Here is a 22,880-nt window from a genome sequence, read left to right on the forward strand (position 1 = left end):
GCCAGCCGTAAGGCTGGCTTTTGACTGACCATATTTTAGTAACAGGTCAGATTTTAGTGGCAGCCACAGCCGCCTTTACCACAACCACCTTTGCCATGTTCATGACCGTGGTCACTTTCATCATGGCCGTGGCCGCCGCAGCAACCGTCACCGTGTTCATGGTGATGATCATGCTCACCATGTACGTGACCATGTTGCAGCTCTTCTTCTGTTGCTTCACGGATAGCAACCACTTCAACGTGGAAGTTCAAATCCTGACCCGCCAGCATGTGGTTACCATCAACCACAACGTGCTCGTCTTCAACAGCAGTGATTTCGACCGGCACTGGGCCTTGATCAGTATCAGCCAGGAAACGCATGCCAACTTCCAACTCATCAACGCCCATAAAGACGTCTTTGGGTACGCGCTGCACCAGATTTTCATCATAGCTGCCGTAACCTTCGTCAGCATTCACACGCACATCAAAGCTGTCGCCAGCTTCGTGGCCTTCGAGCGCTTTTTCCAAACCAGCGATCAGGGAACCGTGTCCGTGCAGGTAGTCCAACGGCGCGCTCACCGGAGACTCATCAACTAAAACACCGTCTTCTGTACGTACCTGGTAAGCCAGGCTGACCACCAAGTCTTTTGCTACTTTCATGATATCTCCTACCCTTGGAACAAAAATTGGCACAGATTGTAGCGGAAATCTGCACCGCTGTACTCATCAGCATAAAAAATCGCGAAGGATAACGCTACTCCGGATGGAAAATACCGATCACTTGTTCATGCGGCCGGACGTGTTTCTTAACCTGTTCATCCGTTTGGCGCTGATGGTGACCGCACTTAACACACTCCACCACTTCAACCTGATCTTCACGCCACAAAGCCAGTGTATCCAATGCCTTACACTGCGGACAAACAGCACCAGCAATGAATCTTTTACGAGTTTTTGTTTTATTAAGAGCGTTTGTCATCGTTTTCTCCGGCATTATTCGTATTCATCCCAGCCATCTAACTGCCGACTTTCATGCAGCATTTCTCGTTGGAAAATATCTTCCAGTTCACGGCGGGCTTCTTTAACTCTGGAAATTTGCGCCACATCGCCATGATGCTGCGGCACCAGTTCACGCAACATGCGCATATCGAGCCGCCGAAAATGTTGCTGCGCCCGATAGGCCTGATGGGGATGCATGCCTAATCCCAGCAATGTTTTACGCCCCAGTTCCAGCGCACTGGAGAAGGTTTCGCGCGTAAAGTCTTTGACACCATTTTGCAGCAATTCATGGGCTTCAACACGCCCTCTGGCACGGGCCAGAATGTGCAGATTCGGGAAATGCTGCTGGCACAAATGCACTAGCGTCATAGTGTCTTCCGGCTCATTACAGGTGATTACGATAGCTTTGGCTTTTTCAGCACCGGCTGCGCGCAACAGTTCCAGCTCAGTGGCATCACCATAGTAAACTTTATAGCCGTATTTGCGCATCACACTGACCGCACTGACATCGCGTTCCAACACGGTAATGCGCATTTTGTTCGCCATCAGCAAGCGGCCAATCACCTGACCAAAGCGCCCAAAGCCCACAATAATCACCTGTGGATCATTGTCTTCAACAAAGGGTTTCTCGTCACTCTCTTCTTGTGCGTTGTAACGACGCACCAAAATACGGTCGATCCCCTGCATCAGAAGCGGCGTGGTCATCATCGACAGTGTGACCACCACCAGCAGCAACGCCAGTTGTTCGGCATTTAAAACGTGTTGAGAGAATGCCGCAGAGAATAAGACGAAAGCGAATTCACCGCCCTGACTCAGCACCCCGGCAAATTGCAGGCGTACCGAACGGCGCAAACCAAATGTCCGCGCCAGGCCATACAGCACCGTGCCTTTGATAAAGACCAGCGCCAGAACCCCTAACAGAACATCGAGCAGATGAGTAAACAGAACACCAAGGTTCAAGGCCATCCCGACTGAGATGAAAAATAGCCCGAGCAGCAAGCCCTTAAAGGGTTCGATAGCGATTTCCAGTTCATGCTGGAATTCACTTTCCGCCAATAAGATACCCGCGATAAATGTCCCTAACGCCATAGACAAGCCCAAGGCATCCATAAACAGTGCCGAACCTAACACCACTAGTAAGGCTGCAGCGGTGAAAACCTCGCGCACGCCTGAGGCCACAATGTAGCGAAACAACGGACGCAGCAGATATCGGCCACCAATCAACATACCGGCAAAAGCCGCAACTTTAATGCCAATCTTGACCCAATCATTAGCCGCGCCACCGCCGCCAGCCAAAATGGGAATCAGTGCCAAAGCCGGGATAACCGCCATATCCTGGAACAGTAAAACCGAAAAACCGAGCTGACCGCCTTCATTGCGGTTCATCCCTTTTTCGCGCATCAGCTGTAATGCCATTGCCGTTGACGACATGGCCAAACCGACACCACCAATCACTGCGGCTTGCCAGGAAAATTGGGTGACATAGAGCAATGCCCCCAAAGCTGTAGCGGTTATTACCACCTGACCTGCACCGACACCAAAAATAGAGCGCCGCAACTGCCAAAGCTTGGCTGGATTCAATTCCAAGCCAATGATAAACATCAGGAAAACAACACCTAACTCGGAGAAGTGAAGGATTTCGTCAACATCACGAATAAACCCCAACCCCCATGGGCCAATGGCGATACCGGCTATCAGGTAACCCAATACCGCACCGATCCCCAGGCGCTGCGCAATAGGAACCGCCACCACAGCGGCAAATAGAAATAATAAAATCGCGGTCAGTAGCGCCGAGCCTTCCATATTCAGTGCCCTCCTGTCGCTAGCGGTGACTGCAACCACTGCGCATAAGCTTGTGCATGGCTGGCCAGAACTTCCGGCTTTTGTCGCCGCGCCCAATAGATGATCATTGGGTTCATCCAATGCATATGACACATAGCTGCCGTCAATTCAAAAGGTCGCAGAATATCTTCCATCGGATAGCGGTTATACCCTCCCGCCCGATAAGCGCCTTCAGGTTCACCCGTGGTAATCACCGAACGCCAGTATTTACCGGTCAGGGCATGACCTCCCACCCCATTGGCAAAGCCACGCGCCAGCACGCGATCCAACCATTCTTTTAGTAAAGCCGGGCAACTGTAGGTATAGAGAGGGTGCTGAAAGACGATAATTTGATGTTCACGTAGCAACTGCTGCTCATGGTGAATATCAATAAAGAAATCCGGATAATGTGCATACAGGTCGTGCACAGTGACATGTTCTAATTGCTGCACCGGTTGCAGTAAAACCCGATTCGCCACCGAGTCTTGTGATTCCGGATGGGCATACAACAGCAAAACCTTTGGTAGCTGCGACATCATTCCCCTCCAAAGCGTCGTCAGGGTCCGGTTTTTCCGTTACCATGCTTCGCAAAGACCAAAAAAGACTAAGATTTGTCCCCACAGTCATTGGTGTTGCCAATAGGTAACGGCAAGAACCATGGGGATAATAATTTAACATACTCTAAACATACGGCACTCTATGATTGTTTTTTCCTCGCTACAAATTCGACGTGGTACTCGCGTCTTGCTGGATAATGCAACAGCAACGATTAACCCTGGGCAAAAGGTCGGGCTGGTCGGTAAAAACGGTTGTGGTAAATCCACGCTGCTGGCGTTGCTCAAAGGCGAACTGAGCGCCGATGGCGGCAATGCTACTTTTCCCAGTAACTGGGCGCTGGCTTGGGTCAACCAGGAAACCCCTGCACTGGATGTGCCGGCGATAGAGTATGTTATCGACGGTGACCGCGAATATCGCCAATTGGAGGCCGAACTTCAGGCCGCCAATGAAAAAAATGATGGTCATGCCATCGCCACCGTGCACGGCAAGCTCGATGCCATCCATGCCTGGACTATTCAATCCCGTGCTGCCAGTTTGCTACACGGGTTAGGATTTTCTCAAGAACAATTGCAGCAGCCAGTGCGTTCATTTTCCGGCGGCTGGCGGATGCGCCTTAATCTGGCTCAGGCGCTGGTATGCCGCTCTGATTTACTGCTGCTTGATGAACCGACCAACCACCTGGATTTGGACGCGGTGATCTGGCTGGAAAAATGGCTGAAAAGCTACTCCGGCACACTGGTGCTGATTTCCCATGACCGCGATTTCCTTGATCCTATTATTGATAAAATTCTACATATTGAACAGCTGACGCTGAATGAATATACAGGTAACTATTCATCCTTTGAACGTCAGCGCGCCACCAAACTGTCACAGCAACAATCAATGTATCAGCATCAACAAGAGAAAGTTGCGCATCTGCAAAGTTACATTGACCGCTTCCGTGCCCAGGCAACCAAAGCCAAACAGGCCCAAAGCCGCATAAAAATGCTGGAACGGATGGAACTGATTGCTCCGGCCCATGTGGATAACCCGTTTCATTTCAGTTTCCGCACGCCAGAGAGCTTGCCTGACCCACTGTTACGCATGGATAAAGTCAGTGCTGGTTATGGTGATCGCACGATTTTAGAGTCTATTAAGCTCAATCTGGTGCCTGGCTCACGCATTGGTTTGTTAGGCCGCAACGGAGCGGGTAAATCCACTCTGATCAAGCTGCTGGCCGGAACATTGGAACCACAAAGTGGTGAAATCGGTCTGTCCAAAGGAATTAAACTGGGTTACTTCGCCCAGCATCAGCTTGAATTCTTACGAGCAGATGAATCTCCACTACAACATATGAGCCGACTGGCCCCCAAAGAGCCGGAGCAACAGCTACGTGATTATCTGGGTGGTTACGGTTTTCAGGGCGATCAGGTTACCGACCCAACCGCCCGTTTTTCCGGTGGTGAAAAAGCGCGTCTGGTGTTGGCTCTGATCATCTGGCAGCGCCCTAACCTCTTGCTGCTGGATGAACCGACCAACCATCTGGATCTTGATATGCGTCAGGCTCTGACCGAAGCATTGATTGATTTCGAAGGCGCACTGGTAGTGGTTTCCCATGATCGTCATTTACTGCGCTCCACCACCGATGATCTTTATCTGGTGCATGATGGCAAGGTAGAGCAGTTCGACGGTGATTTGGAAGATTATCAGCAGTTTTTGGTGGATTTTCAGCGCCAGCAAAGCCAGCAGGATAATCCAGCCAAAGAGTTATCCGGCAACAGTGCACAGCAACGCAAAGACCAAAAGCGCCGTGATGCGGAGTTCCGCAACCAAACCCAGCCGTTGCGTAAGCAAATTATGACGCTGGAAAAGCAAATGGATAAACTGGGCACAGAACTCGCGACCATCGAAGAACAACTGGCAGATTCAGCTCTCTACGATATTTCCCGCAAGGCGGACTTAACTCAGTGCCTGCAACAGCAAACACAAGTAAAATCCAAGCTGGAAGAGACTGAAATGCAGTGGCTGGATGCACAAGAGCAGTTGGAGAATCTCACCAAGCTATTTGAAGCGGGGTAACCCGCTTGTCATAAAATTATTTAGCGCGAATAGCACGTTTCGCGCAACAAAAGTCTAAATTGCTTAAACAGATAGTAAATTTACATTTACTTCAGCGAATGCTTATAGGATTTTACTGTCTAATAGACAATAAAATTTTCTGTAGGAATAAGTGTAAATGCAGCGCATTTTGGTGATCCGAATAGATTTCCTTGGCGATATGGTTTGTACCACGGCGTTATTGCATGCACTAAAGCAACGTTGGCCAGCCGCAGAAATTCATGTATTAGCGAATAAATACAATCAGGCGGTATTGGCTCGCAACCCTGATATCACTGCGGTTCACACCTATGTTTACAGCAAACAATGCGAAAGGAACCAACGTTCTGGCAAGCTGGCTGCACTTTTACATCGTCTGGCGCTGATCCGACGCTTAAGGCGCTTAGGCTTTGATTTACTGATTATTCCTAACGGCGGTATGAACAAAAACAGCATTCAATTCGCCAGACTACTCGGTGTTACGGATTGCCGTTGGCATACTGCTGAAAGCGAGTTCGACGATCGCAATCCTGACCATGTTGCCAACCGGCCAATACGTCACGAGGCTCTCTCAGGTTTCGCGCTGGTGCCAGAATTAGGGCCAGTTGATACTGAAACATTGAAGCTGCACATCTATCCAGATCCACAATTGCAGGCGAAATGGCAAGCAGAATTGGGTGAGAAGAAGCGGCCACGAGTTGGCTTGTTCATTTCCAACAAAGCGCCACAACGCCGCTGGAGTGTGGATAAGTGGCAACAATTGGCGCAAAAGCTGAGTGATCAGGCCGATATTATCGTTTTGTATGATCCAACAGACCCACCGAGTGAAGAGCAGTTGGCCGCGTTTCAGGGCCGTTGCTTATTCACACCAGGTGTTGATGAGTTTGTGGCCACCATAAGTCTGCTGGATGTGGTTATTTCAGCCGATAGTTCGCCGGTTCATATCAGCTCGGCATTGCAGATACCGGTGGTCGCGCTATTTGAATCACGGCCCGAAAAGTGCTTGCGCTGGTATCCATTGGTGCGGCATGTTTTATTGCATGCGGGGCCACAAGTTGAAGACATCACTGTTGATGCCGTCGAAACCGCAGCCCGCTCGTTGCTGTCGCATCAACCGCCAAATTCAGCACTCAAACCGGCTAAGGCCGAAACACCGGTTTATCCCCAAGAATCGTCGCTCTGTGCATAATCCGCCGCTGCGGTAGGTAGTCCGCATTGGCATAGTGTTGGGTGACGCGGTTATCCCAGATAGCCACGTCATCCTGCTGCCAGCGCCAGCGTACCTGAAACTCCGGCTTGGTAGCATGTGCAAACAGAAAACGCAGTAGCGCATCACTCTCTTTCTCACTCAGATCCACAATTCTCGTGGTGAATCCTTCATTAACAAATAATGCCTGACGCCCACTCACCGGATGAGTACGCACCACCGGATGGAGCAATGGCGGATTCTTCTCTTTTGCCAGCAACCAGCGCTGATGGTCTTCTGGTGTTGCACGGTGCTTGTGCTCGGGGAAAGAATGGGTGAAATCGTGCTCCGCCCGTAACCCTGCCAATAGCTGTTTAAAAGGTGCTGAAAGAGCTTCATAAGCGGCAATCCCGCTGCTCCATAACGTATCACCGCCAGTTGTTGGTAATTGCTTGGCCGCCAGAATCGCGCCCAAAGGGGGATTCTCGATAAAAGTGACGTCAGTGTGCCAATTATCATTATCTGGCGGATTATTATCGTGCGTATCTAAAACAATAATCTCTTCACACTCTTTCGCGTGAGGATAAACCGGATGAATATGTAAATCGCCAAAGCGCCCGGCTAAATCGCGTTGCTGTAACGGGGTAATCGGCTGATTACGGAAAAACAGAACCTGATGCTTGAGCAAAGCATGATAAAGCTGCTCAAACTGGCTGTCTCCCAATGGGCGGGCGATATTAACATTCTCAATCAGAGCGCCAATGTGCGGCCCCAACGGCGTCACTACCAAACGTTCATTCATTGCTGTGCTCCATACCAAGGCGTTAACCGGCGCTGAAGCGCCCGCAAACTTAATTCCATACCAAAAGCAATAATGGCAATCACGCTGATGCCCGCAATCACCACGTCGGTGGCGAGAAACTCTCCAGCCGATTGCACCATAAAGCCCAATCCACGCGTCGCGGCGATTAACTCAGCCGCCACTAATGTTGACCAACCAACACCCAGCCCAATGCGAATACCGGTTAAAATCTCCGGTAATGCGCTGGGCAAAACAACAAACCATAAAACCTGCCAGCGGCTGGCACCCAATGCGCGTGCCGCTCTCACTCGTACCTGTGCCACACTGCGCACGCCAGCCACGGCGGCCAGGGTGATCGGCGCGAATATCGCCAGATAAATCAGCAAGATTTTTGACGTCTCGCCAATACCAAACCAAATCACCATCAGCGGCAGATAGGCCAGCGGTGGCACCGGGCGATATATCTCAATAAGCGGATCCAGCACGCCACGTACTGTGCTGCTCAGCCCCATAGCAATACCGGTGGGAACACCGAGCGCTACAGCGGCTAACAGTGCAATTAAAATACGCCCCAAACTGGCGGCCAAATGTTGCCATAACGTGGCATCCATAAAGCCCTGTGGGCTGGCAATCACCAATAACTGATGCAGAACCTGTTGCGGCGCGGGTAAAAATAACGGGCTGATAAGCCCAAGCGCAGTCACTATCCACCACAACGCCACCACACTCACCAATGTAGCGATGCTGAGCCACAAGCCGTTGCTGGCCGGTAAGCGGCGGCTTATCTTTTTGACCGCAGGGCGAGCGGCATCAGGCGCAGGTAACGAGGTGCTTTGCGGGGGTAAACTGGCGTCGCGCAATGTACTGTGCAGGCTCATATCAGAACCTCCCGCTGTTGGAAGACTTTACCCAGCACGTATTCGCGGCGGGCGATAAATTCAGGATCAGACTTAATGCTGCGGCAAGCTTCGCCATCGGCATAGCGCTGACCAAAGTTTAGCGCTAATCGCTCGACCACCTGCCCCGGCCCCGGCGACAGCAATAGCAGTTCGCTGGCCAGAAATACCGCTTCTTCGATATCGTGGGTAATCAATAGAATTTGTTTGCCGGTATCGTGCCAGATAGTCAGCAACAGCTCTTGCATCTGTTCACGGGTAAAAGCATCGAGCGCACCGAACGGCTCATCAAGCAGTAATAAGCGCGGATCCACCGCCAGCGCTCGGGCAATCCCCACTCGCTGGCGCATCCCGCCGGAAAGCTGCCAAATGTAGTGATGTTCAAAACCGCCTAACCCGACCCGATTAAGCATTTTCAGTGCGATTGTTCGCCGCTGTTGCTTGCTCAATCCAGCCAGTTGCAAGCCAAACTCAACATTGCTGACCACATCGCGCCACGGCAATAAACCCTCATGCTGGAACACCACTCCTCGTTCGGCACTGGGGCCATGAACCGGAATATCATCCAGAGTGATGCTGCCAGCTGAAGGCTCCATAAACCCGGCAATCAAATTTAACAATGTGGTTTTGCCGCAGCCTGATGGCCCCAATACCACGACCAACTGTCCAGATGCGATTTGTAATGACACATCTTGTAAGGCAGGTTTGCCCTGATACTCAGCCCACAGGCCACTGACATTTAACATGATGGCTCCTGGAGCTACGGCGTAGCCTGAATCTCTTTGACAAAACGGTCAGTGACGAAATCACGGTAGTCACTGGCAACCTGCGGGATTTTACCTTGCTGTTTGAGGAATGCAGCGGTATCACGAATAGCCAGATCAACCGGTTGACCCAATTGAGTTATCTGCTCAGCCACCGGCAGATAGGTATTGCCTTTCACCAGCTCTGGCACTTGCTCTGGCGGAACACCGCTTAAGCGCGAAAGCTGACTCAGATGTTCTGGGTTTTTAAGCCATTGATCCGGTTGCGCTAAATAAGCCCCCTGAGCAGCCAATGCACTGCGGGCAAAGGCGGTCACCACTTCAGGATGGGCCTGAGCGAAATCTTTGCGTACCACCCAAACATCCAGGGTTGGTGCGCCCCATTGCCCCACTTGCGCGGAGTCAGTCAGGACAGTACCGGTTTTGGCTAATTCGTTGACGGCAGGAGCCCAAACATATGCGCCATCAATATCACCGCGCTGCCAGGCGGCAGCGATAGCGGGTGGTTGTAAGTTCAGAATAGTGACCTGATCCGGCTTGATACCCCAATGCTTCAGAGCGGCTAGAAGGCTGTAATGGGTGGTGGAGATAAACGGCACGGCAATACGTTTACCAATTAAATCTTGCGGAGTTTTGATCTCTTTTTTGACCACTAATGCTTCAGAGCTGCCCAGTTGCGAGGCCAACAAGAAAACCTCAATCGGGACATTCTGGCTGGCTGCAACAGCCAGTGGGCTGGAGCCGATATTGCCAATCTGCACATCACCCGAAGCAAGCGCCCTGACGACACTGGAGCCGCTGTCAAATTTGCGCCAATCCACCTTGGCACCGGAAAGCCTGGCAAAGCTGTTATCCGCCTGGGCAACCTTGGCCGGCTCCGCAGAGGTTTGGTAGGCTACAGTGACATCAACAGCCTGTGCGCTGGTCGCCACCAATGACAGAGCCAACAGCGCCCCACCAGATCGCCAGATGCCACTCACAGAAGAAAAGGTTATCGCCATGGGTATACTCCGCTCGGTTAACTGTGTCATTCGCTTTTGTTGCGTGAAATAACAGTGATACCTGAAGGAGTAACGCCACTAAAGGAATAAAAAATTATCTTTTATTCCTTTAAGCGATAACAAATTAACTCACAGTAGAATTCTTATCTGTAACAAACAGTTAACTAAAATGTAATTTCGCCTTTGAGGAAAATGCGGGATGCGCCCGAAATAAAAGTGCGATCACCCGCTAACGTGCAGAATAACTCGCCACCGCGCGCGGATATCTGGCGGGCATGCAACGATGCTTTACCTAATCGCGCTACCCAATATGGCATTAATGTGCAATGGGCCGAGCCAGTCACCGGATCTTCATTGCTGCTCAGGGTAAAGTAGCGCGAAACAAAATCGACCTCATCACCCGGTGCGGTCACAATCACCCCTCGGCCGGTATAAGCAATCAGCGCCACCAGATCCGGCTGTAACTGACAAACCTGTTGCTCATTTTCCAGCACCACCAACAGGGATTTGGCCTGCCATACCTGCTGAATATCGATGCCAAGCAGGGCTTTCAATTCAGCCGCAATCGCAATTCTCTCTGGGGGCAATGCAGGGAAATCCAGTGATAGTCGGCTAAAGTTATCCACATCGCGCTTAACATGTAAGTCACCGCTGGCGCTACGAAAACAGATATCGTGCAAACCGGGGTTAACCACGTTGAACATCACATGTGCCGCCGCCAGGGTGCCGTGACCGCATAAATCCACTTCGCGTTCTGGCGTAAACCAACGAATTGCCGATTTATCCCCTTCATCCCAGACAAAACTGGTTTCCGGTAAATTGATTTCCGCGGCAATACTCTGCATCTGCGCTGCCGACAGCGGTTTTTTCAGCAAATACACTCCGGCAGGATTACCGGATAACCCAGTGCCGATAAACGCATCCACATGAAAATAGTTATAAGCCATTAATTAACCCCGCCGTTTATACTCTAAATAATTCGAGTTGTAGGAAGGCGGCAATTGAGCAAACCCCGATGAGCTTACTTATTTTAAGGTCAAAATCAGTAAGTGATCCGGGTGACAAATCTGCCCGGAGCAGATTTGAACGCTACTTGCAGCGGCCTCGCAGAGGCGAGGCCCATGGACGGGCCGAGTAACGGAAGCAGCCAACGCACATGCAGCTTAAAGTATGACGAGTATGATCAATGCCAAATAAGCAGCACACAGGCCGCCGTCAGCAAGCCCATCGAGATATTAAAGGTGAACCATGCGCGGCGACTGCGTAACAAACGGCCGATCAACGTTCCAAAACCAAGCCAAATAATGCCGGACGCCAGATTCACCATAAACATGCCAAAACTGATCATTAAGATGGAATGATTATAGGCCGCACCCGCCATGCTGAAGCTGGCAACTGACCCTAATCCCATAAGCCAGGCTTTTGGGTTAAGGAACTGCAATAACCATCCCTGATACAAACGTAGCGGCTTTGGTGGAGCAACATTGGTTTCTAATTTTTCATAGGCCGAAGTGGCAATTTTCCATGCCAGCCATAGCAGATAAAGACTACCCAGAATTTTCAGAATTAAGTGCAGGGAGGGGTAGATCAGAATCAGGCCACCGACACCAAAAGCCACCAATAACAGCATGCTTTGCATGCCTAACATAATGCCTAACATCAACCAGATAGACCGTATAAAGCCGAAATTGGCTCCGGCTGTGGTTAATAACATATTGTTTGGACCGGGGGTGATAGCGGCAACCCAGAGAAAACCTAACATTGAAAGAAATAAACTCAGTTCCATGAAACGGGTGCCTCTCACCCAAAATGATGCGCGATATACCCATGAAGCTAACAGTGTGCTATTGATCACACAAGAGCAACAACATGATTTCCATTCATCATATGCATGAAATATTTCGTCCGCTGGCCGGTGCCAGCAACCCACATCTGCAAACGTTGCTGCCACGACTGGTCAGGCGGCGCGTTCAGTTGCAACCTTTTTGGCAACGGCTGGAGTTACCCGATGGGGATTTTGTCGATCTGGCCTGGAGTGAAAACCCCGAGCTGGCACGGGATAAACCCAGAATAGTGCTATTCCACGGGCTGGAAGGGAATTTTTACAGCCCTTATGCCCATGGTTTACTGCGCGCCTGGCAGGACAAAGGGTGGCTGGGGGTAGTGATGCATTTTCGTGGATGCAGTGGCGAACCCAATCGTAAGTCACGCATTTATCACTCCGGTGAAACAGAAGATGCACGCTTCTTTCTGCGTTGGTTGCGGGAAAGCTATGGTCAGGTTCCTACCGCTGCTGTTGGCGTCTCTTTGGGGGGCAATATGCTGGCGTTTTATTTAGCTGAGCAAGGGCAAGATAGCCTGTTAGAGGCAGCCGTGGTGGTTTCTGCGCCACTGATGCTTGAACCCTGCGCCAATCGTATGGAACAAGGCTTCTCGCGCGTTTATCAGCGCTATTTACTGAACCAGTTGAAGTTAAATGCCACCCGCAAATTGCTGCATTACCCCGGAAGCCTGCCGTTGGATCTGCTTCAATTGAAAGGACTGCGGCGAATCAAAGAATTCGATGATGTCATAACAGCTAAAATACATGGATTCAATGATGCGCTGGATTATTATCGACGTTGCAGCGCGTTACCGTTATTGCCGCAAATCACGACTCCACTACTTATCATTCATGCCAAAGATGACCCATTTATGACGGCCGAGGTCATCCCGAATCTACACGAGTTACCAGACAATATTGCTTATCAGCTCACTGAGCATGGCGGCCACGTCGGTTTTGTCAGCGGCTCGTTAAAACATCCACAAATGTGGTTGGAACAACGTATTCCAGCCTGGCTTTCCCCCTATTTGGAGCAACAGTTATGATGATCCCCTGGCAGCAAATCGACAGCGAAACGCTGGATAATCTGCTGGAAGCCTTTGTGCTACGTGAAGGCACAGATTACGGCGAACATGAGCGGTCATTGGCACAGAAAGTCGAAGACGTGCGCCGTCAATTAGTCAGTGGTGAGGCCGTATTAGTTTGGTCAGAGTTACACGAAACCATCAATATCATGCCACGCGGCGCCTTTCGTGCCGGAGCGGAAGAGCTACCATAACCCATGCGTTGTCACCCTATCCTCTAAATAAAATCAGGGTGACAAGCCGGGAATTTTGCCCTAAAAATAACCATTAACAAGAAAAAATAGACCGTTTAAGCCCACCCACTGAGGATCTAACCCCATGGAGTTACAGCTAATATGTCAATTAAACATCCGGTTATAGCCGTCACCGGCTCAAGTGGCGCAGGGACAACCACCACCAGTCTGGCGTTTCGCAAAATTTTTCAGCAATTGAATATTCGCGCAGCGCAAATTGAAGGTGACAGCTTCCATCGCTATACCCGCCCTGAAATGGATACCGTCATCCGTAAAGCGCGGGATCAAGGCCGACATATCAGCTATTTTGGCCCAGAGGCCAATGATTTTGGTCAGTTGGAAGAAAGTGTGTCGCAATACGGCGAGCACGGAACCGGCCGCTCACGCAAGTATCTTCATACCTATGATGAAGCCGTGCCCTATAACCAGATCCCCGGTACATTCACCCCTTGGGAGGCGCTACCAGAACCCACCGATGTGCTGTTTTATGAAGGGCTGCACGGCGGTGTCGTGACCGAGCATCATGATGTGGCAAAACATGTCGACTTGCTGGTCGGCGTGGTACCGATAGTCAACCTGGAGTGGATTCAGAAATTAGTCCGTGATACCGGTGAGCGCGGTCATTCCCGTGAAGCGGTAATGGATTCCGTGGTGCGATCCATGGACGACTACATTAACTACATTACGCCACAGTTCTCACGCACCCATATTAACTTCCAACGCGTACCGACGGTTGATACCTCTAATCCATTTGCTGCCAAAGCCATTCCGTCACTGGATGAAAGTTTTGTTGTCATTCACTTCAGAGGTTTGGATCAAATCGATTTCCCTTATTTGCTCGCAATGTTGCAAGGGTCATTTATTTCCAATATCAATACATTAGTCGTACCCGGCGGGAAGATGGGGCTGGCAATGGAGCTGATTATGGCACCATTGGTGCAGCAACTACTGGAAGGTAAAAAAATAGGTTAATATCCTTCGTCCTTGAAGCCGCAGTAAAGCAATTGCTGGAAAGAAAAAATAATTTGACGCTATTCCAACCCAAAGTAGTTGGGGCTGCAGGTAGGCGGCAAGCGAACTCATCCCGATGAGCTTACATAAGTAAGTGATTCGGGTGAGCGAGTGCAGCTAACAACCCTGCAGCTTCAAATACGAAGGGTTTAATTAGGCAATTTCGCGGATTTCAAAACTGTGGGTAATCGTCGCGGCTTTCCCCAGCATCAGGGAAACCGAGCAATACTTCTCAGCCGAAAGCTCAACCGCACGCTCAACGATTTTATCCGTCAGGCCTTTGCCAGTGACAATAAAATGCAGGTTAATTTGCGTAAACAGGCGCGGTGCTTCTTCCCGACGCTGCGAGGTTAACGTCACTTCGCAATCGCGCACATCGTTACGCCCTTTCTGTAAGATAGAAACGACATCAATTGCACTACAGCCACCGGCCGACATTAACAACATTTCCATCGGACTTGGGGCTTTGTCTCCCGCATTCCCATCCATTAAAACTTGATGACCTGAAGCGGACTCACCCAAAAATGTTAGCCCTTCAACCCACTTTACACGTGCCTGCATAACTCTTGCTCCCGGTTAAATTTTCCGATTCAGACTACCCTTTCATTTACAAACTGGCAATGTAACCCGATGTTCATCATGCTGAAGCGATACAACACAAGACACTAGCCTCATCCTGTGCTACAAACAGAACCGAAAGTATTGTTTTAAGAATTAAATAGGGTAGCTTCTCAATACTCAGTGAAGGGTTTCTATCCGGTACGTATCTTGGCTATACCTTTCGGCAGTTGAGCAAATTAATATGCTAAGAGAAAGTGTATTTTATAAGCACGCCGTACAGGGAACTCTGAGCCCTGTTAAGTTAGGCAGCGATAACAACAGAGGATAACAGCGAATGGTTCTCGGCAAGCCACAAACAGACCCGACTCTCGAATGGTTCCTGTCTCATTGCCATATCCACAAATATCCATCGAAGAGTACGCTAATTCACCAAGGTGAAAAGGCCGAAACGCTTTACTACATCGTGAAAGGCTCCGTTGCGGTGCTTATCAAAGATGAAGAAGGTAAAGAGATGATTCTCTCCTATCTAAACCAGGGAGATTTCATCGGCGAGCTTGGATTATTTGAAGAAGGCCAAGAACGTAGTGCCTGGGTCAGAGCAAAAACTGCCTGTGAAGTGGCTGAAATTTCTTACAAAAAATTCCGCCAGTTAATTCAGGTCAATCCAGATATCTTGATGCGCCTGTCTTCACAAATGGCGAGTCGCTTACAGATAACATCGGAGAAAGTGGGTAACCTTGCTTTCCTTGATGTAACTGGGCGCATTGCACAAACGCTGCTTAATCTGGCAAAACAACCTGATGCCATGACCCACCCAGATGGGATGCAGATAAAGATTACCCGCCAGGAAATTGGTCAAATAGTTGGTTGCTCCCGCGAAACTGTGGGGCGGATACTAAAAATGCTGGAAGATCAAAATCTGATCTCCGCACACGGTAAAACGATTGTCGTTTACGGCACCCGTTAATTCCCTATAAACCGGTGCTGCTACCTCGGCACCGGTTTTCTTCATCTATACCCGTTATACTTCAAGCTGCATGTGTGTTGGCTGCTTTCGTTACTCGGCCCGTCCATGGGCCTCGCCTCTGCGAGGTCGCTGCAAACAGCGTTCAAATCTGCTCCGGGCAGATTTGTCACCCCAGTCACTTACTTATGTAAGCTCTTGGGGGTTAACTCAATTGCCGCCTTCCTGCAACTCGAATTATTTTGGGTATTATGTTGTGCAATTAATAAATTTCTGGGGCCTACATGAAATGGCAACGGCTTATTTATCATCCTGAAGTTAATTATGCGCTCCGCCAAACACTGGTTCTCTGCTTACCGGCGGCATTGGGGTTTGCCCTTGGTGAATTGCGGCTGGGGTTGATGTTCTCCCTGATACCAGCCTGTTGTAATATTGCTTCGCTCGATACTCCCCACCAACATTTCTTCCGACGGCTGATTGTCGGCGGGACGCTCTTTACCTTCAGTAGCTTTCTGACTCAACAACTGCTGCTGTGGGATATCCCATTGCCGGTGGTGATGCTTGGTCTCGCATTAACATTGGGGGTAAGTGGTGCCATCAGCCAGCTCAATGGCCGGTTGCTTCCGGCTGCGTTAATCGCCGCGATTTTCAGTCTCAGCATGGTAGACCGTGCGCCGATTTGGCAAGCGCCATTGATGTGTGCCGTGGGGACGCTCTGGTACGGGGTATTTACCTGGCTATGGTTTCGGTTATGTAAAGACCAGCCCATCCGTGAGCCACTGAGCCAGCTTTATCATCTGTTAGCCGATTATTGCGATGCCGCCTACTCTTTGCTTGGTCAGCGCCAGAAAGCGGAAAAGATGATGCCAGCCCTGCTTGATAGGCAGCAAGGCATTATGGATAAAATTAATCAGCTTTATCAACAGTTTAATTTACTACCCAATGCCACCAAAAAAGAGCAAAAGCGGCTACTGATACTCTTTCAGATGGCGCTTGATTTGCAGGAACATATCACTGCGGCGATGAATCAGTCAGAAAAGGCGCAAGAGCTGATAGAGCAAAGTTCTATAGAAGCCATTCTTGAGCGCAATGTGCAGATTATCTCAACACAAATGCGCACTATCGCCGATAATATTCTCTATCACCACCGCGCGAAGACTCATTTCAGTGCCGGTGATGCACTGGTCGAACTGGAAGAGGTTGCCCGGCAACATCCAGATAATCCGGTGGCACAATTCTGCTATTACCATATCAGCCACATTACCCAGATCCTGAGCGACCAGCGCCCGCAATATGAGCGCGATTTGATGTCCAGCCAACTATCTCAACCATTCTGGCCAGCGCTTGTCGGCTATTTATCATTTAAATCCAGCGCATTACGTGATGCCGGGCGCATGGGCGTAACGCTGGCTGCGGGCAGTTATATTGGTAGCCTGATCCATCTGCCTAAGCCTTATTGGATTTTACTCACCATCATGTTGGTGACGCAAAACGGCTATAACGCCACTAAAATTCGGATTCACCACCGCGCCCTCGGCACTCTGATTGGGCTGTTACTCGCAGCGGCCCTGCTGCATTTTCAAATGTCGGAAGGGACGACGCTGAGCATCATGTTGCTCATCACATTGATAGCCTATCTGGTTCAGCGCAAAAACTATGGCTTGTCAGTCATTTTTAGAACCATCACTACAGTGTATATCTTGCAATTATTAACCGGAGAAGGTGCCGACTTTTTGGTTCCACGATTGCTGGATACCTTAATCGGCTGTGCATTGGCCTTCGCCAGCGCATTGTGGTTATGGCCACAGTGGCAAAGTGGTTTGTTGCGTAAAAATGCGCATCAAGCACTGGAGAATTATCAGAAAATCCTGCGCATCCTACTGAAACCTAAACCTGATATCACACAACTCTCCTATGAACGCATTCAGGTGAACAAAGCCAGCAATGCTGTCCTGAGCTCACTGAATCAGGCCATGCAGGAACCCGGATTTAACTCAAAATATTTGGCAGACATGCGCCTATGGGCCACCCATAGCGAACTTATTGTTGGGCATATCAATGAGATGACTATCCTGACTCGCGCTTATCCATTGGAAGAATCACCGCCAGAATCAGATAAACGCCACATTCAGCTAACTGTTAAGTTGGCGGAAGATTATTTACAGCTCTGTGAGATGGCTATTCAGCAATGTCAGCAACGGCTGGAAGCCGATAACAGTGAGGGAAATAACGATTTTGTGCAAATGCCAGATATCGATCCTGATACACAAATATCTGAATCGGAACGCAATTTACGGCGCATCTTGTCACATCTCAGCGTAATGCACACCGTTTCATCTCTGGCATGGCAACAACAGCCGCACCACGGTATTTGGCGCAGGCAAAAATTGCACAGCAAGGCGTAAAAATGAAGAGGCCAAAAAGCCTCTGAGGTTAATGACAAAGTGCCCGTAGCGGTGAAAACAAGCAGATCGTAAAGACGCCGTAAACCCATCCCTGGGGGCTCGAGCCGCGCCGTCCCTGGCGCGGACGCTTTACTCTTCTACCTGTCCTCACCTTGCAAGATCGAGTCGTTGGGGGTTGTCAGCAGTCTGAGAGGCCAAAAAGCCTCTTCATAATGCAGAGTTAACCTTTTACCAGGCTGGCAATGGCATGTTCCAAACGCGCCATACCTTGCTGAATATCTTCTTGCTCAATCACCAGTGAAGGCGCTAAGCGCAAGACATCAGGCCCGGCATTGAGGATCATCAAGCCATTAGCTGCCGCGGCGATCAGGAACTCTCGCGCACGACCATGATATTGCGGTGCTAATTCAGCGCCAATCAATAACCCCATGCCGCGGATATCACTGAACACATGATACTTGTTATTGATCTCTTGCAGAGCTTGCACAAATAGGCCGTGGCGCTGTTCAATACCATTAAGTACCTCAGGGGTATTAATGACATCCAACGCGGCTTCAGCCACCGCACAGGCCAGTGGATTACCACCATAGGTGGTGCCATGCGTACCTACCGCCATCACCGATGCAATTTCTTCTGTGGTCAACATCGCGCTGACAGGGAACCCGCCCCCCAGAGCTTTAGCTGTCGTGAGGATATCTGGCTTCACACCATAATGCATATAGGTAAACAGCTTACCGCTGCGCCCCATACCGCTTTGCACTTCATCAAATACCAACAGCGCTTTATGTTGGTCACAAAGCGCACGCACCCCTTGTAGAAACTCCGGCGTGGCAGCAGTAATCCCACCTTCACCCTGAATAGGCTCCAGCACCACTGCACAAGTGTGGTCGTCCATGACGGCTTTTACTGCCGCCAAGTCATTAAATGGCACATGGATAATATCCGCCGGTTTCGGGCCAAACCCATCGGAATACTTTGGCTGCCCGCCAACGGATACAGTAAACAGGGTGCGGCCATGGAATGCATTATGGAATGCAATGATTTTAGTTTTATAAGGGCTATGGCGCTCAATGGCGTAATGGCGAGCTAACTTAAACGCCGCCTCATTCGCCTCACCGCCGGAGTTGGCAAAAAATACCCGATCGGCGAACGTCGCCGCAATCAGTTTCTGAGCCAAACGCAACGCTGGCTCATTGGTGAATACATTACTGGTATGCCATAGCATTTCACCTTGCTGATGCAATGCCGCCACCAGCGCCGGATGGCAATGACCCAATGCAGTAACCGCAATTCCACCTGCAAAATCAATGTATTCCGTACCTTGTTGATCCCACACGCGGCTTCCTTTCCCTTTTACCGGGATAAACTGCGCTGGTGCATAAACAGGCAAAATAACCTGATCGAATGTACTGCGAGTTACTGCTAATTTATCTGCCATTACGCTGTCCACCCTAATAAACCATTGAGCTGCCAATTTCTGACATGTGAAAATATAATCACAAAATATGCATAAAAAACCACAATCAGGCAAACGAAAAATCAACCAATTGGCAAAGTAGATCTCAACAGATTAATTTTTAAGGAAATTATCTAATAACTGATGGCCTTGCTCGCTAAGAATACTCTCCGGATGAAACTGCACACCTTCCAGTGGCAAGGTGCGATGGCGGATACCCATAATCTCATCCATCACTCCGTCTTGTTCTGTCCATGCGGTTAGTTCAAAACAATCAGGCAGTGAATCGGCGGCAATCACTAAAGAGTGATAACGAGTAACCGTTAGCGGCTGATTAAGCCCACGGAAAACACCCTGTCCACGGTGGTGAATTGCTGTCGTTTTACCGTGCATCACTTGTCGCGCCCGCACGATACGCGCGCCAAAAGCCTGCCCTAGTGCCTGATGACCCAGACATACGCCCAGTATGGGTAATTTACCGGCAAAATGACGAATAGCATCCAGGGAGATCCCGGCCTCATTGGGGGTACAAGGACCGGGGGAAATCACCAAATGAGCAGGTGATAGTTTTTCAATATCAGCTAGTTGTACTTCATCATTACGTTTAACCACCACCTCTGCACCCAGCTCGCAAAAATACTGGTACAGGTTGTAGGTAAACGAATCGTAATTATCGATCAATAACAGCATTTCATATCCAAAAAATCAGGTTAGCGCTTGCGCCCACCAGTAATTGACCCCAGAACACCACGCAAAATTTGTCGCCCCAGATCGCGTGCCATACTTTTAGCCGCGGTTTGAACAATACCATCACGCTTGCCGCCGCGCGGGCCAGTAGAACCAAATAGCAAATCATTCAGCCCATCCATCAAACCGCCGCCCTGACTACTCTGCTGCTGTGGTGCTGTCGCGCCACCTGGAGCCGCATCTCCCAAGGTGGAAGAACCGCCGGCGGATAATTTCTCATAAGCCGACTCGCGATCCACCATCTCTTCATAACGGCCATACAGTGGTGAATGATTGATAGCGTGATTACGTGTTGCGGTGTCCAGTGCGCCCATTTTTGATTGAGGGGCAATCACCATAGCGCGCTCAACGATATTGGGCCGCCCTTTCTCATCAAGAAAGGAAATAAGTGCTTCGCCAACACCCAGCTCGGTAATCACCTGTTCGGCGCTGAATGCCGGGTTGGCGCGCATGGTTTGCGCCGCAGATTTAACCGCCTTTTGATCCCGTGGAGTAAAAGCACGTAGAGCATGCTGCACGCGGTTGCCCAATTGGCCGAGAATTTTATCAGGAATATCCAATGGATTTTGCGTCACGAAATAGATGCCAACCCCTTTTGAGCGAATCAGCCGCACCACTTGTTCAACTTTATCCACCAGCGCAGTTGGGGCATCAGTAAACAGTAAATGGGCCTCATCAAAGAAAAAGACCAATTTAGGTTTATCGACATCGCCAACTTCAGGTAATTGCTCAAAAAGTTCAGCTAGCAACCACAGCAGAAAAATGGCATACAGTTTTGGTTGATTAATCAGTCGATCAGCGGCCAGCAGATTGATAACCCCTTGCCCATTGCTGTCAGTTCGCATCAAGTCGTGAATGTCCAACATCGGCTCGCCAAAAAATTGATTAGCGCCCTGCTCTTCTAAAGTCAGTAAACCGCGCTGGATAGCGCCAATCGAGGCGGGTGTAATATTGCCGTATTGAGTGCGGAACTGTTTTGCATTATCGCCAACGAATTGCACGATGGCGCGTAAGTCTTTCATGTCCAGCAGTAGTAGGTTGTTGTCATCCGCAATTTTAAATACCAATTGCAACACACCACTTTGCACTTCATTGAGATCAAGCAAACGCCCCAGCAGCAACGGGCCAAGATCGGAAATAGTTGCCCGGATTGGGTGACCTTTTTCAGCGAAAATGTCCCAGGGCACAATCGGGCATGCTTGGGGTTGCCAGTCAGTCACCCCAATAGCTGCCAGTCGTGCTTGCAGCTTTTCCGACGCAACACCTTCAGCACCAATACCGGATAAATCGCCTTTCACATCAGCCAGAAATACCGGCACACCGATACGAGAAAATTGCTCAGCCATTTTTTGTAAGGTGACAGTTTTACCAGTGCCAGTCGCGCCGGTAATCAAGCCATGGCGGTTTGCCAATGCCGATAAAATCACTAAATCCTGCGCTGGCTGCGCCTTCGCAATAAGCAATGCTTCACTCATAAACCGTTACCCTCAACTGAGACAGATAATTGATTATATGCAACCTGGTCAGGCAAAAGGATTAATTTCTGGCGAGGATGGGATGTTAGCAGGGTTTATCAGCCTTCAGGGAAGAAGGCTGACAGCTAAATCATTAAGGTAAAACTTTCGCGGACAAAATAGTGATCGGTTTCACCGGCACATTCTGGTATGGCCCGACGTTTTCTGTCTGAACCTGTGAGATTTTCTCGACCACATCCATGCCCTTGACCACTTTACCGAACACGGCATAGCCAAAGTCACGCTGACCATGATCGAGGAAAGCATTGTCTGCTACGTTGAGGAAAAATTGGCTGGTGGCGCTGTCTTTATCTGCGGTGCGGGCCATAGAAATGGTGCCTCGCAGGTTACGCAAGCCATTATCGGCTTCATTTTTGATCGGTGTTTTAGCCGTCTTTTGTTTGAAATCGGCAGTAAAGCCCCCGCCCTGAATCATAAAACCGGGGATAACGCGGTGGAAAATCGTGTTGTTGTAATAGCCGTTGTTGACGTAATCAACGAAATTCTGTGTTGAAACCGGTGCCTTCTGGCTATTGAGTTCCAACTCAATATTCCCAACCGAGGTTGTTAACAACACATGAGGTTCACCGGCAGCTAAAGCCGCGGGTGCGACTGCGCTTAGGGAGCAAAGTGCGATGAAGGTCACTAAAGTACGTTTGAACATTGACGGTTCCTTTCTGTGGGATGCGAACAACGGAAAAGCGCTTTGATTCTAGAGAGCTACCCCGCGCAATGCCACCCATTTACGGTTATTTACGTAACAGAATACGCATTTTCGCAGAAAGCCAATCACTTAGGCCGCTGAACCACGCAATAGAGATTAATTAGCCAAACTAAACCATCTACCCAATCTCAGGCAATGCCGAAATTCTGCAACCGGGATCACGTCTTGCTTATTTTCTTACTCTTAGGCTGCCATTTTTGAGAGCAGCATCCCATTTTGTTTTTGGTTAATCGTTAGTCTTTCCTCAAATGAGAGCGCTCTCATTTATAATTTACTCACT

General features: G+C 49.7%; 22 protein-coding genes. 7 read left to right on the plus strand and 15 right to left on the minus strand.

The features are described from left to right. Positions 1-53 precede the first annotated feature (53 nt). The 4 genes from slyD to kefG form a co-directional block, all read right to left on the minus strand. Positions 54-638 carry a peptidylprolyl isomerase gene (gene slyD, locus HU019_RS04635; RefSeq protein ID WP_004391442.1) on the minus strand — a complete coding sequence of 195 codons (585 nt, stop codon included), beginning with the start codon at positions 636-638 and terminating at the stop codon, positions 54-56. Positions 639-732: 94 nt separating this feature from the next. After that, a complete protein-coding gene (locus tag HU019_RS04640; protein ID WP_050076803.1) occupies positions 733-954 on the minus strand; it encodes a YheV family putative zinc ribbon protein in 222 nt (73 codons plus the stop codon). Positions 955-968: 14 nt separating this feature from the next. Further along, positions 969-2,777 carry a glutathione-regulated potassium-efflux system protein KefB gene (kefB, locus tag HU019_RS04645; RefSeq protein WP_174847926.1) on the minus strand — a complete coding sequence of 603 codons (1,809 nt, stop codon included), beginning with the start codon at positions 2,775-2,777 and terminating at the stop codon, positions 969-971. A gap of 2 nt (positions 2,778-2,779) precedes the next feature. Next, positions 2,780-3,331 carry a glutathione-regulated potassium-efflux system ancillary protein KefG gene (gene kefG, locus HU019_RS04650; RefSeq protein ID WP_174847966.1) on the minus strand — a complete coding sequence of 184 codons (552 nt, stop codon included), beginning with the start codon at positions 3,329-3,331 and terminating at the stop codon, positions 2,780-2,782. 163 nt (positions 3,332-3,494) lie between these two features. Between kefG and HU019_RS04655 the strand changes: the two genes are divergently transcribed. Next, positions 3,495-5,411, plus strand: a complete 1,917-nt coding sequence (locus tag HU019_RS04655; RefSeq protein WP_174847927.1) for an ABC transporter ATP-binding protein — start codon at positions 3,495-3,497, stop codon at positions 5,409-5,411. Between the two features lie 157 nt (positions 5,412-5,568). Next, positions 5,569-6,618: a glycosyltransferase family 9 protein gene (locus tag HU019_RS04660; protein WP_174847928.1), complete on the plus strand. Its 1,050-nt coding sequence runs from the start codon at positions 5,569-5,571 to the stop codon at positions 6,616-6,618. On the opposite strand, the gene tauD is transcribed toward HU019_RS04660, so the two are convergent. The 6 genes from tauD to HU019_RS04690 all read right to left on the minus strand — a co-directional run bounded on the left by tauD (position 6,569) and on the right by HU019_RS04690 (position 11,864). Beyond that, a complete protein-coding gene (tauD, locus tag HU019_RS04665) occupies positions 6,569-7,417 on the minus strand; it encodes a taurine dioxygenase (protein WP_077174973.1) in 849 nt (282 codons plus the stop codon). The two genes, HU019_RS04660 and tauD, sit on opposite strands and share 50 nt — an antisense overlap. After that, a complete protein-coding gene (gene tauC, locus HU019_RS04670) occupies positions 7,414-8,295 on the minus strand; it encodes a taurine ABC transporter permease TauC (RefSeq protein WP_174847929.1) in 882 nt (293 codons plus the stop codon). The genes tauD and tauC overlap by 4 nt, the downstream gene beginning before the upstream one ends. After that, on the minus strand, positions 8,292-9,059 hold the full coding sequence (gene tauB, locus HU019_RS04675) for a taurine ABC transporter ATP-binding subunit (RefSeq protein WP_174847930.1): 768 nt from the start codon (positions 9,057-9,059) through the stop codon (positions 8,292-8,294). The genes tauC and tauB overlap by 4 nt, the downstream gene beginning before the upstream one ends. A 14-nt stretch (positions 9,060-9,073) precedes the next feature. After that, positions 9,074-10,078, minus strand: coding sequence for a taurine ABC transporter substrate-binding protein (gene tauA, locus HU019_RS04680; protein WP_174847931.1), 1,005 nt, complete (start codon positions 10,076-10,078; stop codon positions 9,074-9,076). A gap of 164 nt (positions 10,079-10,242) precedes the next feature. Beyond that, entirely contained in the window at positions 10,243-11,025 is a 783-nt protein-coding gene (locus HU019_RS04685; RefSeq protein WP_174847932.1) for a PhzF family phenazine biosynthesis protein, read from the minus strand. 236 nt (positions 11,026-11,261) lie between these two features. Continuing rightward, positions 11,262-11,864 carry a LysE family translocator gene (locus HU019_RS04690; protein WP_174847933.1) on the minus strand — a complete coding sequence of 201 codons (603 nt, stop codon included), beginning with the start codon at positions 11,862-11,864 and terminating at the stop codon, positions 11,262-11,264. Positions 11,865-11,965: 101 nt separating this feature from the next. Between HU019_RS04690 and HU019_RS04695 the strand changes: the two genes are divergently transcribed. From HU019_RS04695 to HU019_RS04705, 3 genes are all read left to right on the plus strand, one after another. Then, a complete protein-coding gene (locus tag HU019_RS04695) occupies positions 11,966-12,946 on the plus strand; it encodes a hydrolase (protein WP_174847967.1) in 981 nt (326 codons plus the stop codon). Next, on the plus strand, positions 12,943-13,179 hold the full coding sequence (locus HU019_RS04700; protein ID WP_174847934.1) for a YheU family protein: 237 nt from the start codon (positions 12,943-12,945) through the stop codon (positions 13,177-13,179). Before HU019_RS04695 ends, HU019_RS04700 begins: the two co-directional genes overlap by 4 nt. Positions 13,180-13,320: 141 nt before the next feature. Beyond that, positions 13,321-14,190 (plus strand): phosphoribulokinase, encoded by an 870-nt coding sequence (locus HU019_RS04705; RefSeq protein ID WP_005159760.1) that lies wholly within the window; start codon positions 13,321-13,323, stop codon positions 14,188-14,190. Positions 14,191-14,382: 192 nt separating this feature from the next. Here the strand turns inward: HU019_RS04705 and HU019_RS04710 are convergent, their stop codons facing one another. Continuing rightward, positions 14,383-14,790 carry an OsmC family protein gene (locus HU019_RS04710; protein WP_077295721.1) on the minus strand — a complete coding sequence of 136 codons (408 nt, stop codon included), beginning with the start codon at positions 14,788-14,790 and terminating at the stop codon, positions 14,383-14,385. Positions 14,791-15,124: 334 nt separating this feature from the next. On the opposite strand from HU019_RS04710, the gene crp reads away from it, so the two are divergent. Then, positions 15,125-15,757: a cAMP-activated global transcriptional regulator CRP gene (gene crp / locus HU019_RS04715; RefSeq protein ID WP_005186183.1), complete on the plus strand. Its 633-nt coding sequence runs from the start codon at positions 15,125-15,127 to the stop codon at positions 15,755-15,757. Between the two features lie 281 nt (positions 15,758-16,038). Next, on the plus strand, positions 16,039-18,159 hold the full coding sequence (locus HU019_RS04720; protein ID WP_174847935.1) for a YccS/YhfK family putative transporter: 2,121 nt from the start codon (positions 16,039-16,041) through the stop codon (positions 18,157-18,159). A 220-nt stretch (positions 18,160-18,379) separates the two neighbouring features. Here the strand turns inward: HU019_RS04720 and argD are convergent, their stop codons facing one another. From argD to ppiA, 4 genes are all read right to left on the minus strand, one after another. Next, entirely contained in the window at positions 18,380-19,597 is a 1,218-nt protein-coding gene (gene argD / locus HU019_RS04725; RefSeq protein ID WP_174847936.1) for a bifunctional acetylornithine/succinyldiaminopimelate transaminase, read from the minus strand. Positions 19,598-19,729: 132 nt separating this feature from the next. After that, a complete protein-coding gene (locus HU019_RS04730; RefSeq protein WP_174847937.1) occupies positions 19,730-20,305 on the minus strand; it encodes an aminodeoxychorismate synthase component II in 576 nt (191 codons plus the stop codon). Positions 20,306-20,325: 20 nt separating this feature from the next. After that, positions 20,326-21,837, minus strand: a complete 1,512-nt coding sequence (locus HU019_RS04735) for a helicase HerA-like domain-containing protein (protein ID WP_174847938.1) — start codon at positions 21,835-21,837, stop codon at positions 20,326-20,328. A gap of 133 nt (positions 21,838-21,970) precedes the next feature. Beyond that, entirely contained in the window at positions 21,971-22,540 is a 570-nt protein-coding gene (gene ppiA, locus HU019_RS04740) for a peptidylprolyl isomerase A (RefSeq protein WP_025376626.1), read from the minus strand. Positions 22,541-22,880: the final 340 nt, after the last annotated feature.

The sequence above is a fragment of the Yersinia artesiana genome, from assembly GCF_902726545.1.
GTDB lineage: Bacteria > Pseudomonadota > Gammaproteobacteria > Enterobacterales > Enterobacteriaceae > Yersinia > Yersinia artesiana.

Coding starts and splice junctions, on each gene's coding strand:
- slyD (WP_004391442.1), bottom strand. CDS start 638: ATGAAAGTAGCAAAAGACTTGGTGGTCAGCCTGGCTTACCAGGTACGT.
- HU019_RS04640 (WP_050076803.1), bottom strand. CDS start 954: ATGACAAACGCTCTTAATAAAACAAAAACTCGTAAAAGATTCATTGCT.
- kefB (WP_174847926.1), bottom strand. CDS start 2,777: ATGGAAGGCTCGGCGCTACTGACCGCGATTTTATTATTTCTATTTGCC.
- kefG (WP_174847966.1), bottom strand. CDS start 3,331: ATGTCGCAGCTACCAAAGGTTTTGCTGTTGTATGCCCATCCGGAATCA.
- HU019_RS04655 (WP_174847927.1), top strand. CDS start 3,495: ATGATTGTTTTTTCCTCGCTACAAATTCGACGTGGTACTCGCGTCTTG.
- HU019_RS04660 (WP_174847928.1), top strand. CDS start 5,569: ATGCAGCGCATTTTGGTGATCCGAATAGATTTCCTTGGCGATATGGTT.
- tauD (WP_077174973.1), bottom strand. CDS start 7,417: ATGAATGAACGTTTGGTAGTGACGCCGTTGGGGCCGCACATTGGCGCT.
- tauC (WP_174847929.1), bottom strand. CDS start 8,295: ATGAGCCTGCACAGTACATTGCGCGACGCCAGTTTACCCCCGCAAAGC.
- tauB (WP_174847930.1), bottom strand. CDS start 9,059: ATGTTAAATGTCAGTGGCCTGTGGGCTGAGTATCAGGGCAAACCTGCC.
- tauA (WP_174847931.1), bottom strand. CDS start 10,078: ATGGCGATAACCTTTTCTTCTGTGAGTGGCATCTGGCGATCTGGTGGG.
- HU019_RS04685 (WP_174847932.1), bottom strand. CDS start 11,025: ATGGCTTATAACTATTTTCATGTGGATGCGTTTATCGGCACTGGGTTA.
- HU019_RS04690 (WP_174847933.1), bottom strand. CDS start 11,864: ATGGAACTGAGTTTATTTCTTTCAATGTTAGGTTTTCTCTGGGTTGCC.
- HU019_RS04695 (WP_174847967.1), top strand. CDS start 11,966: ATGCATGAAATATTTCGTCCGCTGGCCGGTGCCAGCAACCCACATCTG.
- HU019_RS04700 (WP_174847934.1), top strand. CDS start 12,943: ATGATGATCCCCTGGCAGCAAATCGACAGCGAAACGCTGGATAATCTG.
- HU019_RS04705 (WP_005159760.1), top strand. CDS start 13,321: ATGTCAATTAAACATCCGGTTATAGCCGTCACCGGCTCAAGTGGCGCA.
- HU019_RS04710 (WP_077295721.1), bottom strand. CDS start 14,790: ATGCAGGCACGTGTAAAGTGGGTTGAAGGGCTAACATTTTTGGGTGAG.
- crp (WP_005186183.1), top strand. CDS start 15,125: ATGGTTCTCGGCAAGCCACAAACAGACCCGACTCTCGAATGGTTCCTG.
- HU019_RS04720 (WP_174847935.1), top strand. CDS start 16,039: ATGAAATGGCAACGGCTTATTTATCATCCTGAAGTTAATTATGCGCTC.
- argD (WP_174847936.1), bottom strand. CDS start 19,597: ATGGCAGATAAATTAGCAGTAACTCGCAGTACATTCGATCAGGTTATT.
- HU019_RS04730 (WP_174847937.1), bottom strand. CDS start 20,305: ATGCTGTTATTGATCGATAATTACGATTCGTTTACCTACAACCTGTAC.
- HU019_RS04735 (WP_174847938.1), bottom strand. CDS start 21,837: ATGAGTGAAGCATTGCTTATTGCGAAGGCGCAGCCAGCGCAGGATTTA.
- ppiA (WP_025376626.1), bottom strand. CDS start 22,540: ATGTTCAAACGTACTTTAGTGACCTTCATCGCACTTTGCTCCCTAAGC.